Below are 17308 nucleotides of genomic sequence, written 5' to 3'. Positions count from 1 at the left end.
AGGCTATGGCCGAATCGGGCTCTAGCCACCCGCCGGCCTGGACGCCGGCAGATTCCAGCCCTGCCCGTGCCGCCGAGATCCAGCGCCGCCTGGCCGACCAGAAGCAGGGCGATCCGACCCAGCGCAAATATCTGAGCGAGCCGCCGCTCGCCTATCGCCAGGCTTCCGCCGACGCGCCGCAGAACGAACTTGGCGAGGACGAGTACAAGAAGCAGCGTCGCATCAAGGCGCAGGCGGAAGGCAAGAAGGGCGGCTGGTTCGACTGGCTGGGCCTCTAGAACCAGCTGGGCGCCCTAGCTTTCCCGTCTTTCGCGGAAGAAATCCCTGAGGACAAGGGCGGCTTCGCTTTCGCCGATGCCTGGATAGATATCGGGCGTGTGATGGCAGGTGGGCGAGGCAAAGAAACGCCCGCCGTTCACCACCGCGCCGCCTTTCTCATCGGTCGCGCCAAAGTAAAGCCGCCGCAGCCGGGCGAACGAGATCGCGCCGGCGCACATGGCGCAAGGTTCCAGCGTCACATAAAGATCGTGGCCAGTCAGGCGCTCGCTGGCGCGTTTTTGGCAGGCTTCGCGGATCGCCAGCATCTCGGCATGCGCGGTCGGATCGGCGAGCTCACGCGTGCGGTTGCCGGCTTTGGCGACGAGCGTGTTGCCGCTGGCAATGACCGCGCCGACCGGCACTTCGCCACGCCTCGCCGCCGCCTCGGCCTCTTCGAGCGCCAACGCCATGAAATCCGGCCGTTTCACGCGGTTTCCATTTCGATTACTCCTCGCCACCCGGCAGTGATCCTGTTATCTAGCGCGAGACCCTGAAAACCGGAATCGGTTTTTGCAGCGCAGACAGATGCGCAAAATCAAATGACACTGCCTTCGTTGACTGTCCGAAAGGGCGCGTGGCGCTGTAGCAGCTTAAGAAGAGCCTGACCAATGGACGACAACGACAAGAAATCTTCGCGGGGACCGCGCAAAGGCGGATCGAAACCGGCGGCACGCGGCGAAAAGCCTTTCCGCAAGGGGCCGCCTCGCGAGAGCAAGCCGTTCGAAAAGCGCGACGGCCCGCGCAAGCCCTACGCACCGCGCGGTGACCGGCCGATGGCCGCCGATGGCGTGCGCGGCGAAAAGCCTTTCCGCAAGGGGCCGCCTCGCGAGAGCAAGCCGTTCGAAAAGCGCGACGGCCCGCGCAAGCCCTACGCGCCGCGCGGTGACCGACCGATGGCCGCCGATGGCGAGCGCAGCGAAAAGCCATTTCGCAAAGGCCCGCCTCGCGACGGCAAGCCGTTCGAGAAGCGCGACGGCCCGCGCAAGCCCTACGCGCCGCGCGGTGACCGGCCGATGGCCGCCGATGGCGAGCGCCGCGACTTCAAGCGCAGCTACAAGCCGCGCGAAGTGGGCGCTGATGGCGGCGAAAAACCTTTCCGCAAGGGCCCCCGCGCGACGGCAAACCCTTCGAGAAGCGTGAAGGCAAGCCCTTCGCACCGCGCGGCGATCGCCCGGCGGCAACCGAGAGCGAGCGCGGCGAGAGGCGGTTTGACCGCCCCAAGCGCGATTTCGCCGACAGACCGAAGCGCGATTTTGCCGACAGGCCGAAACGTGATGATCGCCCTGCATTCGCCGAACGGCCCAAGCGCGACTTCAGCAGCGACCGGCCGCAGGGAAAGCCGGGCGATTTCAAGCCGCGCCCGCGTCCCGCCGATGCAGAACCGGAAGCCGGCGAGCGCATCGCCAAGCGGCTGGCGCGCGCCGGCATCGCCTCGCGCCGCGATGCCGAGGAACTGATCGCTGCCGGCCGCGTCAAGGTCAACGGCAAGGTGCTGGATTCGCCTGCCTTCAACGTCAGCACCGCCGATATCATCCATCTCGACGGCACCGAGATCCCGCCGATCGAGCGCACGCGGCTGTTCCTGTTCCATAAGCCTGCGGGTGTCGTCACCACCAACCGCGACCCCGAAGGCCGCAAGACCGTGTTCGATGTGCTGCCGGCCGACCTGCCAAGGCTGATGACCATCGGCCGGCTCGACATCAACACCGAAGGCCTGCTGCTTCTCACCAATGATGGCGGCCTGTCGCGGGTGCTCGAACTGCCGGCCACCGGCTGGCTCAGGCGCTACCGCGTGCGCGTCCATGGCAAGGTCGAGGAAAGCACCTTGGCCGGCCTGCGCGAGGGCATCGCCGTCGACGGCGTCTTCTACGGGTCGATCGAAGCGTCGCTCGACCGTGAGCAGGGCAGCAATGCCTGGCTGACGATCGGCCTGCGCGAAGGCAAGAACCGCGAGGTGAAGAACATCCTCGGCTCGCTCGGCCTCGACGTGACGCGGCTGATCCGCATCTCCTATGGGCCGTTCCAGCTGGACGACCTGCCCGACGGGCACGTGCTGGAGATCAAGGGCCGCGTGCTGCGCGAGCAGCTCGGCGAGCGCCTCATTGAGGAGTCCGGCGCCAATTTCGATGCCGAGATCCAAAAACCGTTCTCCAACAAGCCAGTGCGCGGCAGCGCGCCGCCGCGCCACGAAGAGGCCGACAGGCCGAAATTCACGCGCGACGGCGACCACCGACCGATCGGCGAGGGCGGGCTGATCAAGGCGCGCAAGCGCCGCGAAGGCAGCCGCGACGAGGCGCTGAGCAAGCTCTCGACGAAGCCAGAACGGACATTTGGCGAGCGCGGTGAAAAACCCGAACGCAGTGGGTTTGGCGATAAGCCTCGCGGTGGCTTTGGTGACAAGCCGCGTGGCGGCTTTGGTGACAAGCCGCGTTTCGGGGCTAAGAAATCCGAGCGTGAGCAGCGGCCGATCGAGCCGCCTGGACAGCGCAAGGCCAATGTCTGGATGGCGCCCGGCGCGCGTCCGATCGGCAAGGGCAGGGCGGAAGCGGATGCCGCCAAGGCGGCCGAGGCGAAGGCGCGCAAGGCTTCGTTCAAGCCGTCTTATGGCAAGCCCGGCGGCAAACCTGGCGGCGCCAAGCCGTTCGGCAAGCCGCGTGGCGAGCGCCCAGAAGGCGGCAACGACAGGCCGCGTGGCCCCAAGGGCCCCAGGGCAAGATGAGAATCGTCGGTGGTGAGTTGCGCGGGCGTCCGCTGGCGACGCCGCGTTCGAATGCCATCCGCCCGACCACCGACCGCACCCGCGAGGCGGTGTTCAACGTCCTGGCGCATCGCTACGCCGACAAGCTCGAAGGCGGCCGCGTCCTCGATCTTTTCGCCGGTACCGGCGCGCTGGGGCTGGAAGCACTGTCGCGCGGCGCCTCCTACTGCGTCTTCATCGAGGAATCGGCGGAGGGTCGCGGCCTGATCCGCGACAATGTCGAGGCCTTCGGCTTGACCGGCCGAACCAAGATATTCCGCCGCGACGCCACCGGCTTGGGTGAAGCGGGCACGCTTTCGCCCTTCAGCCTGGTCTTTGCCGATCCGCCTTACGGCAAAGGGCTTGGCGAGCTTGCGCTGCGCTCGGCGAAAGCCGGCGGCTGGCTTTTGCCCGGCGCGCTCTGCATCGTTGAGGAAGCTGCCTCGGCGCCGTTTGAGGCGGGCGCCGATTTTTCCGTGGTGGACGAACGCAATTATGGCGAAACGGTCATCCGCTTTATCGAGGCCGGATAGATTGCTTCAGCCAGCGCCTCGAAAATGCCGAACAATTCACTTTGCCTCGCTGTTGAACCTTGCCTATCGTCTCGCAGCGATACCGGAGAATTTGATGACATCAACGGGCATTGGGCTCAGCGCGGCCCTTCTGGTCGGCGCGCTGGCGCTCGCGGCGGCGGCTCCTGCCCGTGCGGCTGACGACGAGGTCAAGGATTTCCTGCTTAACAACGGCATGGAAGTGGTCGTCATCCCGGACCATCGCGCCCCGATCGTCACCCACATGGTCTGGTACAAGATCGGCAGCGCCGACGAACCGGCCGGCAAATCCGGCATCGCGCATTTCTTCGAGCATCTGATGTTCAAGGCCACGACCAACCACGCCGCGGGCGAGTTCGATCGCGCCGTCGCCGACATCGGCGGCTCCAACAACGCCTTCACCTCTTATGACTATACCGCCTTCCACGAGACGGTGCCGCCGTCGGCCCTCGAGCAGATGATGGGTTTCGAGGCCGACCGCATGCGCAACCTCATCCTGACCGACGATGTCATCAAGACCGAGCGCGACGTGATCCTGGAAGAGCGTCGCTCGCGCATCGACGGCAATCCGCAGGCGGTGCTCGACGAGGAGGTCGACGCGACGCTGTGGCAGAACCAGCCTTACCGCATTCCGGTGATCGGCTGGATGCAGGAGATGGAGCAACTGAACCGCCCTGACGCGACAGCCTTTTACGACAAATATTATAGGCCGAACAATGCGGTGCTGGTTGTGGCGGGCGACGCCGACCCCGATGCCGTCAAGGCGATGGCGGAGCGCACCTACGGCAAGGTCGCGCCCGGGCCTGACCTGCCGCCGCGCATCCGTCCCGTGGAGCCGGAACAGAACACCAAACGCACGGTGACGCTGACTGACGCGCGCGTCTCCGTGCCAAGCTTCTCGACGCAATGGGTGGTGCCGTCCTATCACACGGGCAAGCCCGGCGAAGGCGAGGCGCTGGATCTGCTTGCCGAGATTCTCGGCGGCGGCAACCGTAGCCGGCTCTACCAGCAACTGGTGGTCAAGCAGGGGATCGCCTCCGACGCCGGGGCCTATTTCCAGGGCACCATGCTCGACGCCACCAATTTCACCGTCTATGGCTCGCCGCGCGGCGACGCCAAGCTTTCGGATGTCGAAGCGGCGGTCGACGTGGAGATCGCCCGCATCGTCAAGGATGGCGTCACCGACGATGAGCTGGAGCGCGCAAAAACCCGTTATGTGCGCTCGATGATCTTTGCCCGCGACAAACAGGACGACATGGCCAACATGTATGGCTCGACGCTGGCCACCGGCGGCAACGTCAAGGACGTCCTGGAATGGCCGGACCGCATCCGCAAGGTCACCGCCGCCGAGGTCAAGGCGGCCGCCCGCTACCTTGTGCTCGACCGCTCCACCACCGGCTATCTCTTGCCACAGCAGCAGGCGGGGAATTGATGATGAGCATGGTTCTTGACCGAATGAACGCTGTTCCTTCGTCCGAATGGGAAGAGGGCAAGCTCTACCGCGTCTTCGTCACGCTCTGCTTCACCCTGTTCTTCCTGCTGCTGCCGGCGCTTGCCGCCCGCGCCGAGATGAACATCCAGGAGGTGAAGTCGAAGAAGGGCATCACCGCCTGGTTGGTGGAGGATCACTCGATCCCGCTGATCGCGATCCGCTTTGTTTTCGATGGCGGCACCGCGCAGGATCCAGCCGGCAAGGAAGGCCTGGTCAACCTGATGACCGGCCTGTTCGACGAAGGTGCCGCCGACCTCGACAGCGACACCTTCCAGCAGAAGCTCGATGATGCCGGCGCCGAGATGGGTTTTCAGGCTTCGCGCGACGGCACCTATGGTTCGATGCGCATGCTGTCGGAGGAAAAGAACGAGGCCTTCGACTTGCTGCGGCTGGCGGTCAACAGCCCGCGCTTCGACCAGGCGCCGATCGACCGCATCCGCTCCCAGGTGCTCTCGGGCGTTCTCGCCAATGAACGCGACCCCAACACCGTGGCGCAGCAGCGCTGGCTGCGCGCCATCTATGGCGAGCATCCCTACTCGCGCTCCGACCAGGGATCGAAGGAGAGCCTGACCGCCATCACCGCGCAGGACATCAAGGCCTTCCACAAGGCGGATTTCGCGCGTAGCGGCCTGCATGTGGCGGTGGTCGGCGACATCGACGCCGCCACGCTCGCCAGCAAGTTGGACGACGTGTTCGGTGATCTGCCGGAGAAACAGGCATTGGCCATGGTCGCCGACATCACGCCCAAGCTCGGGCAACAGCTGGAAGTAAATTACGACCTGCCGCAGACCTCGCTGCAGCTTGCCTGGCCGGGCACCAAGCGCAGCGATCCGGATTTCTTTGCCGCCGTGCTGATGAACGAAATTCTCGGCGGCTCGACCTTCACCTCGCGGCTGTTCCAGGAAGTGCGCGAGAAACGCGGGCTTGCCTATGGCGTCAGCTCCGACCTGGTCGACAATGAGCATTCGCATGCGTTGCTGGTGACGACGGCGACGCGTTCCGACCGCGCCGCCGAGACATTGTCGATCGTGCGCCAGGTGGTGAAGGACATGGCAGAGAACGGGCCGACCGAAGCAGAGCTTGCCGCGACCAAGAAGAATATGATCGGCGCCTATGCCATCAGCAACCTGGATTCTTCGAGCTCGATTGCCGCGACGCTGGTCGAGCTGCAGATCCAAAAGCTCGGTATCGACTATATCAAGCGGCGGACGGCCCTGATCGACGCGGTGACGCTGGCCGACGTCAAGGCGGCGGCTAAGAAGCTTCTGTCGGCCGACCCGGCGGTGATGATCGTCGGCCCGCCGCTGTTCCATGTGGCGGGAGGCGGCGGTAAGGGATGAGCCCGACCTTCGGGGTTGCCTTCGGCGGCGGCGGCGCGCGGGGCCTGGCGCATATCCATATCATCGAGGCGCTCGATGAACTCGGCATCAGACCGGTGGCGATCGCCGGTTCCTCGATCGGCGCCATCATGGGCGCCGGCATGGCTTCGGGCATGACGGGAGCCGAGATCCATGCCTATGCCCGCTCGATCCTCGGCAGCCGGGCTGAAGTCGCGACGCGCATGTGGCGCTCGCGTCCGGGCACGATCGCTGAGGCCATGCAAAGCGGCATTCGTGTCAGCCAGTTCAACATCGAGCGCATCCTGAAGGCTTTCCTGCCGGAAGCCATTCCGCAGACGTTCGCCGAGCTTAAAATCCCGCTCAAGGTGACGGCGACCGACTATTTCGGCCACAAGCTCGCGGTCCTGGATGAAGGCGATCTGCCTTCGGCGCTTGCCGCTTCGGCGGCCATTCCGGCTGTCTTTCGCCCGGTGACGCGCGACGGGCGGGTGCTGATCGATGGCGGTATCTACAATCCAGTGCCTTTCGACCTCATCGAAAAGGACGCCGACATCATCATCGCCGTCGATGTCGTGGGCGCGCCGAGCGAGGCCGAGCGCAAGCACCCGACCACAGTCGACCTGATGTACGGCGCCTCCCAGCTGATGATGCAGTCGATCATCGCCAACAAGCTCAGGCAGCATCGGCCCGACATCCTGATCCGGCCCAACGTCTCGAAATACCGTGTGCTTGAATTCCTCAAGATCGAGGCGATGATGGCCGAGACGGTGGAGATCAAGGACGAACTGAAGCGCGCCATCGAGACGGCGGTCGACGAACGCGGCGGCAAGCGCGGCAAGAAGGCGATTTGAGCGCCTCTCTCCGGCCGCATCCCTGCAGGCGCATGCGATAGCGACCGAGGTCCGACAACCGAAGTCTGATGTGTCGGCGCATAGGTCTATCGCAAAGCTGGACCTAAGAATAAATTTAAGTATTCTTTATGCCGACCGGCGGCGTTCTTGCTTAAATTTGAGGCGGTTCACCAATTCTTCATTGGATTACCCGTTGACGCACGCAGCGGTAGAGTTAATAATGTACTAATGTAGCGTGAATAAACTCCCGAACGGCAACAACGAGTTAGGCGCTACTGCGGGTGGGAATTTTAAGGGCGGCTTCTATAGTCGCCGTAGCCATAAAACATCGCGTCACCGCCTGTCTGTGAACAGCCCTTGGGCCGGCCGTTCACGGGTTGGATGTCGGGTTGCGCCTGGTCGCATGGCACAGTGATCTTTTTCTCCCGCGAAGTTGGGCGCCGGACGCTTTTTCGGCATGGGTAGTTGGCCGCCTTGCGCGGCCAATACGCCATGGCCGCATGAGACTCGTTCGGGGGGATGTAAAAGGCGGGTCGCGGCTGTGGGGTTCAGTAACGTGTCGCTCGGGTTGATGGGCTTTGCTTCGACGCAGACGAAGGTGAGGCTTTTCGGCCTGGTCCTCGTCGCATGCATCGCAATGTTTTTTCTCTTCGGCCCCAGCCGACATGCATCGACAGGCTCGATGCTCATCGCGGCGGCGATAGCGGGTTTCGGTTGCCTGGCGATGTTCCGCGCCCGTGGCGAGATGGTGCAGGATCCGGCGCAAAATACCATCGACGGCGCACCCCGACAGGCCGTGACGCGCGGCAAGCCGGCGGCAAGACCGGCCGGGCGGCGGGCAGCCGGCTCCGCCCGCTCGGAACTGGCCGCGGCACTCACCAGTTGCCGGTCGGCCTTCCTTGCGGTCGGGCTGTTCAGCGGCATGCTCAACCTGCTTATGCTTGCAGGCTCGCTCTATATGCTCGAGGTCTATGACCGCGTACTGCCAAGCCGCAGCGTGCCGACGCTCGTCGGCATTTCGATATTGCTCGTCATCCTCTATTGCGGGCAGGGGTTTCTGGATTTCGTGCGCACGCGCGTTCTGGTGCGGATCGGCGGCGCCCTCGACGAAGCGCTCGGCCACCGGGTCTATACGTCGATGCTGAGGTGGCCGCTAAAGGCCGGGCGCGAGAGCGACAACCTGCAGCCGATGCGCGATCTCGACAGCGTGCGCGGCTTCCTGTCCGGCATGGGACCGACGGCGCTTTTCGACCTGCCATGGATGCCGCTCTATCTGATCATCATCTTCATGTTCCACTGGTTGCTTGGCGTGGCGGCGCTGTTCGGGGCGATGGTGCTGGTCGTGCTGACCCTGCTTGCCGAGCGGTTGACGCGAAAACCGGTATCGTCCGCCACCTTGAGTGGGAACCGACGCGGCGGGCTTATCACTGCCGGCACTCGCAATGCTGAAGTGGTCGCTGCCATGGGCATGGCCGGCGGGCTGGCGTCACGCTGGCAAGATGCCAACCTCGAATTCATTGCCGACCAGCGCAAGGTCAGCGACGTTGCCGGCAGCTTCGGCGCTGTCTCGAAAGTCCTGCGCATGCTGCTGCAGTCGTCCATGCTCGGCATCGGCGCCTGGCTGGTCATCGAGCAGGAGGCGACGGCGGGCGTCATCATCGCCGCTTCCATCCTCAGTGGCCGCGCGCTGGCCCCGGTCGATCTCGCGATCGCCAACTGGAAAGGTTTCGTCAGCGCGCGCCAGGGCTGGCAACGGTTGAGCCGGGTGCTTGCGGCCATGCCCGCCGAGACCGAACCCATGCTGCTGCCGGCGCCAAGCGCCAGTGTCATGATGCAGAATGCCTCGATCGCGGCCCCGGGGGTGCAGCGATTGCTGGTCCACGATGCCAGCTTCGCCATGGAAGCCGGCCACGGGCTCGGCATCATCGGCCCGAGCGGCTCGGGAAAGTCCACGCTGGTGCGGGCTCTCGTCGGGGCTTGGCAGCCTGTAGGCGGCCGCGTCAAGCTCGACGGCGCCGATCTCGACCAGTGGTCGTCGCAAGAGCGCGGACGCCATATCGGCTACCTGCCGCAGGACGTGGAACTGTTTGCCGGCACCGTTGCCGAAAATATCGCCCGTTTCGAACCGGACCCCGACTCGGACGCGATCATCGCCGCGGCCAGGGCGGCTGGCGCGCACGACCTGATCGTGGGCTTCCGACAGGGCTACGAGACCGAGATCGGCGAGCACGGCGAGGCTCTTTCGGCCGGCCAGCGCCAGCGCATTGCGTTGGCCCGCGCGCTCTATCGCGATCCATTCCTCGTCGTGCTCGACGAGCCGAATTCCAATCTCGATATGGAAGGCGAGCAGGCCTTGATCCGTGCGATGCTTGGCATTCGCGAGCGCGGCGGCGTGATTGTCATCGTCGCCCATCGTCCGAACGTGCTGACCGGTGTCGATTTCGTCCTGGCGATGAGCCAGGGGCGCGTTCACGACTTTGGACCGAAGGACGAGGTTTTCGCCAAGATGTTCCCGGCGCTGCGCACGGTCCCCACAGCCAGCCCGCCGCTGAGGGTGGCTGCGGAAGCTGCCCCGCAGGCTGTCGCTAACGGAACCGAGGGAGGGAACTGACATGGCGGCGCTCAGCACCTCCCATGCGTCAATTCGCTTCTACACACGGCTTGGGCTCGGAGCCGTGCTCCTGCTTGGCGGAGGCGTCGGCGGCTGGGCCTCGGTCACCGAGATCGCCGGCGCGGTCATCGCTCCCGGCACGCTGGTTGTCGATTCCCACGTCAAGAACGTGCAGCATTCGACCGGCGGCATTGTTGCCGAGATCGATGCACGCGACGGCGATCGCGTCAAAGCCGGCGACCTTTTGCTGCGTCTCGACCGCACCGTGCCGGCCGCCAATCTCGCCGTGGTGAGCAAAGCCCTCGACCAGCTCACGGCGCGCAAAGCTCGTCTCGATTCGGAGCGTCAGGGGAGCGACGCCATCATCTTTCCGAACACCCTCTTGGACCGCATCGGCGATCCTGACGTCGCTGAGGCAGTGGCCGGCGAAAAGCAGCATTTTGACACGCGGCGCACCTCCCGCGCCGGCCAGAAGGGCCAGCTCGAGGAACGCGTCGCCCAGCTCGAGAAGGAGATCGACGGCGACACCGCGCAGGCGCAGGCCAACAGCAACGAGATCAAGCTGGAGGGACAGGAGCTTGCCTCGGTACGCGCGCTCTGGGCCAAAAAGCTCATCTCCATCGATCGCCTGACCCAGACCGAACGCGAGGCCACGCGCCTCGAGGGCCAAAGCGGACAGCTCGTTGCCGCGCAGGCGCAGGCCGAAGGCAAGATCGCCGAAATCAAGCTGCAAATCATCCAGATCGACCTCGATCTCAGCACCGAAGTGAACAGCGACCTGCGCGACATCGAAGGCAAGATGGGCGAGCTTCAGGAGCGCAAGGTCGCCGCCGAGGACCAGTTGAAGCGGGTCGATATCCGCGCGCCGCAGGACGGCGTCGTGCAGCAGTCGCTCGCCTACACGATCGGCGGCGTGATCACGCCCGGCCAGACGATCATGCAGGTCGTGCCGGACAATGACAGCCTTGCGGTGGAAGCCAGGATCGCGCCCAGCGACATCGACCATCTGTGGGTCGGTCAGTCGGCCTCGCTGCGCTTTTCGGCCTTCAACACCCGCACGACGCCGCAGATCGATGGCGTGGTCGAGAGAACCTCGCCCGACATCACCACCGATCAGCGCACCGGGGTCAGCTACTACACCGTGCGTATCAAGACGACCGCCGCCGAGGTCGCGCGCCTCGGCGAGATCAAGCTGGTGCCCGGCATGCCGGTGGAATCCTTCATCAAGACCGAGGACCGTTCGGTGATGTCCTACTTGGTTAAGCCATTGCAGGACCAGATCACTCGAGCTTTTAGACAGTAAGCCCGTCTTGGGCGGGGACGAAAATAGAAACGACGATGAGTAATCGCAACCAGAGTTACTGCATCAAAGGTTAAGGGGAAATGTCATGGCCTCCAGCGATATTACGAACAATCTGTCGACTGATCTGCTCTCGACGACCGATCCCACCACGACTGGAAGCACCGATCCTGTTCCCCCGCTTGCGGTCTCGCTCGACCAGGCCGATGCGGACTACGCGCCCGGCGAGACGGTGGGGATTACTGCCACCGAAGTCGCCGGTGGCACGCTCACGTTCTCGGTCGCCCACCTCAGCGCCGGCGCCGACGGCGTCCTCGGCACCGCGGACGATGTGCTCACCTACGATCTTCTCGGCACCGGCACGCCCTGGACCGTCACCGACGGCGGCGCCGGCGATCTGGACGGCGTTGTCAACGGCTCGATCCAGACGTCGTGGTACGTCAACGGCGACGCGGCGAACCAGGCATTCGTGCTGACGGCCACTGACGGTTTAGGCAACACGGCCACAACAGCGTTCACGGATGCGCCGAAGACGCCGCCGACGACCTTTGCCTATTCGGACAACCACATCGACATAACCGCCGACAACACGATTGTGAACGCGGCTGGTGCTGTGTTTTCAAGCCGCGACACGGTGATTTTCAACCATCTGGTAAGTGGTTCTTCCGGCACCGGCAATTGGTCGGTGTTTGCGCAGATTCAGAATGCCGGCGCGGAGCAGGGCTTCAACAGCCCCGATGGCGTGTTGGATGAAAAGACGTCCAGCCAGCACAATGCGGTCATTGCCCTGAACTCTCTGGTCAAAGTCGACGCCGACGGCACGATAGACCCGAACGGGACATATTACGCATTCCGTCTTGATATGCATCAGACGGGGGCGAATCCATTCCTCTCGCTTGATCAGCTGAAGATCTACCAGTCGGCCAATGGCAGCCTTGGCGCGGGCAGCTTCGCAGCCGGCTCTGACACCGCCGGAACGGACCCCAACTTCCATTTCACCTCTGGGAACGCCACTTTAGCTTATAATATGAATGCTGGGGGGGCCAACTCGGTCCTGATGGACGCCGAGTATGACGCCGGCAGCGGCGGCGGCGGCGACGTGATCGTTCTGGTGCCGACTGCCAATTTCAATCCTGCGAACGGCAACTTCCTGTATTTCTATACCGCCATGGGATTCCAGGGTGGTGACTGGTCTGGCAGCGGCACCTTTGAGGAATGGAGTGCGCTGAGCCAGCCGGCGACCTTCTCGATCTCCGGGCACAAGTACACCGACGTCAATGGCGACGACGCCACGGCGGGACATAATGGCGACGACACGGCGCTGGCCGGCATCACCATCAACCTCTATGCCAGCGGCGCGCCCAACACGGTGATTGCGTCCACTGTGACGTTGGCCGATGGTTCCTACTCCTTCAATAATCTAGGGGCGTTGACGAATAACCAGAATTACATCGTCAAGGAAGTGCTGCCGAGCGGCGACACCCAGACCTTGGGCAATAATGGCTATATCATCAGTTCGACCATCGGCACCAACAGCACCGGCAACGACTTCGCCAACTTCGTCAACATCAACATCTCCGGGCACAAATACACCGACGTCAAGGGCGACGACACGACGACCCATAACGTCGATGACACCCCGCTGGCCAACATCACCATCAACCTCTATGCCAGCGGCGACCTTATCAATCCGATCGCGCACACGACGACGGCGGCCGACGGTTCCTATTCGTTCAACAATCTCGGCCCGCTCAGCGGCGGCCAGAGCTATGTCGTGCAGGAGGTGCTGCCGAACGGCGATGTCGAGACCCTGGGCAAGGACGGCTATACCGTCGCGGCCACCAGCGGCAACACCACCACGGGCGAGGACTTCGCCAACTTCGTGAAGTTCTCGATCTCGGGCACCAAGTACACCGACGCCAAGGGCGACGACACGACGACCCATAACGTCGATGACACCCCGCTGGCCAACATCACCATCAACCTCTATGCCAGCGGCGACCTTATCAATCCGATCGCGCACACGACGACGGCGGCTGACGGTTCCTATTCGTTCAACAATCTCGGCCCGCTCAGCGGCGGCCAGAGCTATGTCGTGCAGGAGGTGCTGCCGAACGGCGATGTCGAGACCCTGGGCAAGGACGGCTATACCGTCGCGGCCACCAGCGGCAACACCACCACGGGCGAGGACTTCGCCAACTTCGTGAAGTTCTCGATCTCGGGCACCAAGTACACCGACGCCAAGGGCGACGACACGACGACCCATAACGCCGATGACTCCCGCTGGCCAACATCACCATCAACCTCTATGCCAGCGGCGACCTTATCAATCCGATCGCGCACACGACGACGGCGGCTGACGGTTCCTATTCGTTCAACAATCTCGGCCCGCTCAGCGGCGGCCAGAGCTATGTCGTGCAGGAGGTGCTGCCGAACGGCGATGTCGAGACCCTGGGCAAGGACGGCTATACCGTCGCGGCCACCAGCGGCAACACCACCACGGGCGAGGACTTCGCCAACTTCGTGAAGTTCTCGATCTCGGGCACCAAGTACACCGACGCCAAGGGCGACGACACGACGACCCATAACGCCGATGACACCCCGCTGGCCAACATCACCATCAACCTCTATGCGAGCGGCGACCTTATCAATCCGATCGCGCACACGACGACGGCGGCTGACGGTTCCTATTCGTTCAACAATCTCGGCCCGCTCAGCGGCGGCCAGAGCTATGTCGTGCAGGAGGTGCTGCCGAACGGCGATGTCGAGACCCTGGGCAAGGACGGCTATACCGTTGCGGCCACCAGCGGCAACACCACCACGGGCGAGGACTTCGCCAACTTCGTGAAGTTCTCGATCTCGGGCACCAAGTACACCGACGCCAAGGGCGACGACACGACGACCCATAACGCCGATGACTCCCCGCTGGCCAACATCACCATCAACCTCTATGCCAGCGGCGACCTTATCAATCCGATCGCGCACACGACGACGGCGGCTGACGGTTCCTATTCGTTCAACAATCTCGGCCCGCTCAGCGGCGGCCAGAGCTATGTCGTGCAGGAGGTGCTGCCGAACGGCGATGTCGAGACCCTGGGCAAGGACGGCTATACCGTCGCGGCCACCAGCGGCAACACCACCACGGGCGAGGACTTCGCCAACTTCGTGAAGTTCTCGATCTCGGGCACCAAGTACACCGACGCCAAGGGCGACGACACGACGACCCATAACGCCGATGACACCCCGCTGGCCAACATCACCATCAACCTCTATGCGAGCGGCGACCTTATCAATCCGATCGCGCACACGACGACGGCGGCTGACGGTTCCTATTCGTTCAACAATCTCGGCCCGCTCAGCGGCGGCCAGAGCTATGTCGTGCAGGAGGTGCTGCCGAACGGCGATGTCGAGACCCTGGGCAAGGACGGCTATACCGTCGCGGCCACCAGCGGCAACACCACCACGGGCGAGGACTTCGCCAACTTCGTGAAGTTCTCGATCTCGGGCACCAAGTACACCGACGCCAAGGGCGACGACACGACGACCCATAACGCCGATGACTCCCCGCTGGCCAACATCACCATCAACCTCTATGCGAGCGGCGACCTTATCAATCCGATCGCGCACACGACGACGGCGGCCGACGGTTCCTATTCGTTCAACGATCTCGGCCCGCTCAGCGGCGGCCAGAGCTATGTCGTGCAGGAGGTGCTGCCGAACGGCGATGTCGAGACCCTGGGCAAGGACGGCTATACCGTCGCGGCCACCAGCGGCAACACCACCACGGGCGAGGACTTCGCCAACTTCGTGAAGTTCTCGATCTCGGGCACCAAGTACACCGACGCCAAGGGCGACGACACGACGACCCATAACGCCGATGACACCCCGCTGGCCAACATCACCATCAACCTCTATGCGAGCGGCGACCTTATCAATCCGATCGCGCACACGACGACGGCGGCCGACGGTTCCTATTCGTTCAACGATCTCGGCCCGCTCAGCGGCGGCCAGAGCTATGTCGTGCAGGAGGTGCTGCCGAACGGCGATGTCGAGACCCTGGGCAAGGACGGCTATACCGTCGCGGCCACCAGCGGCAACACCACCACGGGCGAGGACTTCGCCAACTTCGTGAAGTTCTCGATCTCGGGCACCAAGTACACCGACGCCAAGGGCGACGACACGACGACCCATAACGCCGATGACACCCCGCTGGCCAACATCACCATCAACCTCTATGCGAGCGGCGACCTTATCAATCCGATCGCGCACACGACGACGGCGGCCGACGGTTCCTATTCGTTCAACAATCTCGGCCCGCTCAGCGGCGGCCAGAGCTATGTCGTGCAGGAGGTGCTGCCGAACGGCGATGTCGAGACCCTGGGCAAGGACGGCTATACCGTCGCGGCCACCAGCGGCAACACCACCACGGGCGAGGACTTCGCCAACTTCGTGAAGTTCTCGATCTCGGGCACCAAGTACACCGACGCCAAGGGCGACGACACGACGACCCATAACGCCGATGACACCCCGCTGGCCAACATCACCATCAACCTCTATGCGAGCGGCGACCTTATCAATCCGATCGCGCACACGACGACGGCGGCCGACGGTTCCTATTCGTTCAACGATCTCGGCCCGCTCAGCGGCGGCCAGAGCTATGTCGTGCAGGAGGTGCTGCCGAACGGCGATGTCGAGACCCTGGGCAAGGACGGCTATACCGTCGCGGCCACCAGCGGCAACACCACCACGGGCGAGGACTTCGCCAACTTCGTGAAGTTCTCGATCTCGGGCACCAAGTACACCGACGTCAAGGGCGACGACACGACGACCCATAACGTCGATGACACCCCGCTGGCCAACATCACCATCAACCTCTATGCGAGCGGCGACCTTATCAATCCGATCGCGCACACGACGACGGCGGCCGACGGTTCCTATTCGTTCAACAATCTCGGCCCGCTCAGCGGCGGCCAGAGCTATGTCGTGCAGGAAGTGCTGCCGAACGGCGATGTCGAGACCCTGGGCAAGGACGGCTATACCGTCGCGGCCACCAGCGGCAACACCACCACGGGCGAGGACTTCGCCAACTTCGTGAAGTTCTCGATCTCGGGCACCAAGTACACCGACGTCAAGGGCGACGACACGACGACCCATAACGCCGATGACACCCCGCTGGCCGGCATCACCATCAACCTCTATGCGAGCGGCGACCTTATCAATCCGATCGCGCACACGACGACGGCGGGCGACGGTTCCTATTCGTTCAACGATCTCGGCCCGCTGACGGGCGGCCAGAGCTATTTCGTGCAGGAAGTGCTGCCGAACGGCTATGTCGAGACCCTGGGCAAGGCCGGCTATACCGTCGCGGCCACCAGCGGCGACACCACCACGGGCGAGGACTTCGCCAATTTCCTGCCACCGGCGGGCCAGGGCTTGACGCCGGGCTTCTGGAAGAACCACGTGGATATCTTGAACCACGAGTTGGGCGAGTTCCACTCGGGCTGGACCGCTAACACCTCCTTTGAGACCGCCTTCGGTTTCCAGACCTCGAACAAGATCCCTGGAACGCCCTCGATCGCGGATGCGTTGGGAGCCAACGGTGGCGGCATTAACCACCTCGAACGCTCCTCGGCGGCGGCGTTTCTCTCCGCTGCCGTCAATGCCGTGCCCGACGGCCCCGGAGGTAAAACGGCACTCAATTTCAGTTTTTCCGCGGCGACCAGTTCGAACCCAGCCATTATCGGTATTCTCAATCAGATTGACGCGAACCACGACCACACGCTCCAAGTAAGCGAGGTGATTGCCGCAGTGCGGGACGTCCTTAACGACACCGGCGCCCCAACTTCCAACTTCGGCCTGTCCGGTCAACCGGGGATCGAGGATATCGCCAACGCCTTCGACGCGATGAACAACCAACTGCATCCGGACGCCAGCGTCTTCCTCGTTTAACGAGCTGTGCGCAAATCTGGCCCAAACAGAGATCGGGGGCACCTTGCCCCCGATCGTTTCGGTCAAACAACGCAATCCGCACCGGTCGCGCGCGATGGCGCCCTCGCGATAAGTTTTCGCCAGGACATGCTGCGCTTTACCCTTTACTCGGATCGCGTC

The 17308-nt window shown here is 63.7% G+C and carries 10 protein-coding genes and 1 pseudogene; 10 read left to right on the top strand and 1 reads right to left on the bottom strand.

Annotation, left to right across the window (positions count from 1 at the left end; genetic code table 11):
• Window positions 1-5: 5 nt before the first annotated feature.
• Window positions 6-278 (top strand): hypothetical protein, encoded by a 273-nt coding sequence (locus tag ACVDG8_RS03125; RefSeq protein WP_455707527.1) that lies wholly within the window; start codon window positions 6-8, stop codon window positions 276-278.
• Between the two features lie 15 nt (window positions 279-293).
• Here ACVDG8_RS03125 and ACVDG8_RS03120 read toward each other — a convergent pair whose 3' ends face one another.
• Complete coding sequence (locus ACVDG8_RS03120) at window positions 294-746, bottom strand: nucleoside deaminase (RefSeq protein WP_447253379.1); 453 nt, start codon at window positions 744-746, stop codon at window positions 294-296.
• Window positions 747-926: 180 nt separating this feature from the next.
• Here ACVDG8_RS03120 and ACVDG8_RS03115 point away from each other — a divergent pair.
• From ACVDG8_RS03115 to ACVDG8_RS03075, 9 genes and pseudogenes are all read left to right on the top strand, one after another.
• Window positions 927-3037, top strand: a pseudogene (locus ACVDG8_RS03115) (pseudouridine synthase).
• Window positions 3034-3588, top strand: a complete 555-nt coding sequence (gene rsmD, locus ACVDG8_RS03110) for a 16S rRNA (guanine(966)-N(2))-methyltransferase RsmD (protein ID WP_447253378.1) — start codon at window positions 3034-3036, stop codon at window positions 3586-3588. The pseudogene ACVDG8_RS03115 and the gene rsmD overlap by 4 nt, the downstream one beginning before the upstream one ends.
• Before the next feature lie 94 nt (window positions 3589-3682).
• The gene (locus ACVDG8_RS03105) at window positions 3683-5038 is read left to right on the top strand and encodes a M16 family metallopeptidase (protein ID WP_455707526.1); all 1356 of its coding nucleotides are present in this window, start codon (window positions 3683-3685) and stop codon (window positions 5036-5038) included.
• Between the two features lie 8 nt (window positions 5039-5046).
• Window positions 5047-6438 carry a M16 family metallopeptidase gene (locus tag ACVDG8_RS03100; protein ID WP_455707885.1) on the top strand — a complete coding sequence of 464 codons (1392 nt, stop codon included), beginning with the start codon at window positions 5047-5049 and terminating at the stop codon, window positions 6436-6438.
• A complete protein-coding gene (locus ACVDG8_RS03095) occupies window positions 6435-7289 on the top strand; it encodes a patatin-like phospholipase family protein (RefSeq protein ID WP_447253375.1) in 855 nt (284 codons plus the stop codon). Before ACVDG8_RS03100 ends, ACVDG8_RS03095 begins: the two co-directional genes overlap by 4 nt.
• A 682-nt stretch (window positions 7290-7971) precedes the next feature.
• Window positions 7972-9900, top strand: a complete 1929-nt coding sequence (locus ACVDG8_RS03090; protein WP_447253374.1) for a type I secretion system permease/ATPase — start codon at window positions 7972-7974, stop codon at window positions 9898-9900.
• Between the two features lies 1 nt (window position 9901).
• Window positions 9902-11203: an HlyD family type I secretion periplasmic adaptor subunit gene (locus tag ACVDG8_RS03085; protein WP_447253373.1), complete on the top strand. Its 1302-nt coding sequence runs from the start codon at window positions 9902-9904 to the stop codon at window positions 11201-11203.
• An 85-nt stretch (window positions 11204-11288) separates the two neighbouring features.
• Window positions 11289-13727 (top strand): hypothetical protein, encoded by a 2439-nt coding sequence (locus ACVDG8_RS03080; protein ID WP_455707525.1) that lies wholly within the window; start codon window positions 11289-11291, stop codon window positions 13725-13727.
• The gene (locus ACVDG8_RS03075; protein WP_455707524.1) at window positions 13616-17149 is read left to right on the top strand and encodes a beta strand repeat-containing protein; all 3534 of its coding nucleotides are present in this window, start codon (window positions 13616-13618) and stop codon (window positions 17147-17149) included. Before ACVDG8_RS03080 ends, ACVDG8_RS03075 begins: the two co-directional genes overlap by 112 nt.
• Window positions 17150-17308 lie beyond the last annotated feature (159 nt).

Source organism: Mesorhizobium sp. ORM8.1, from assembly GCF_053005525.2.
The sequence above is the reverse complement of the archived record's forward strand: the minus strand, read 5'-3'. Positions and strand labels throughout refer to the sequence as shown.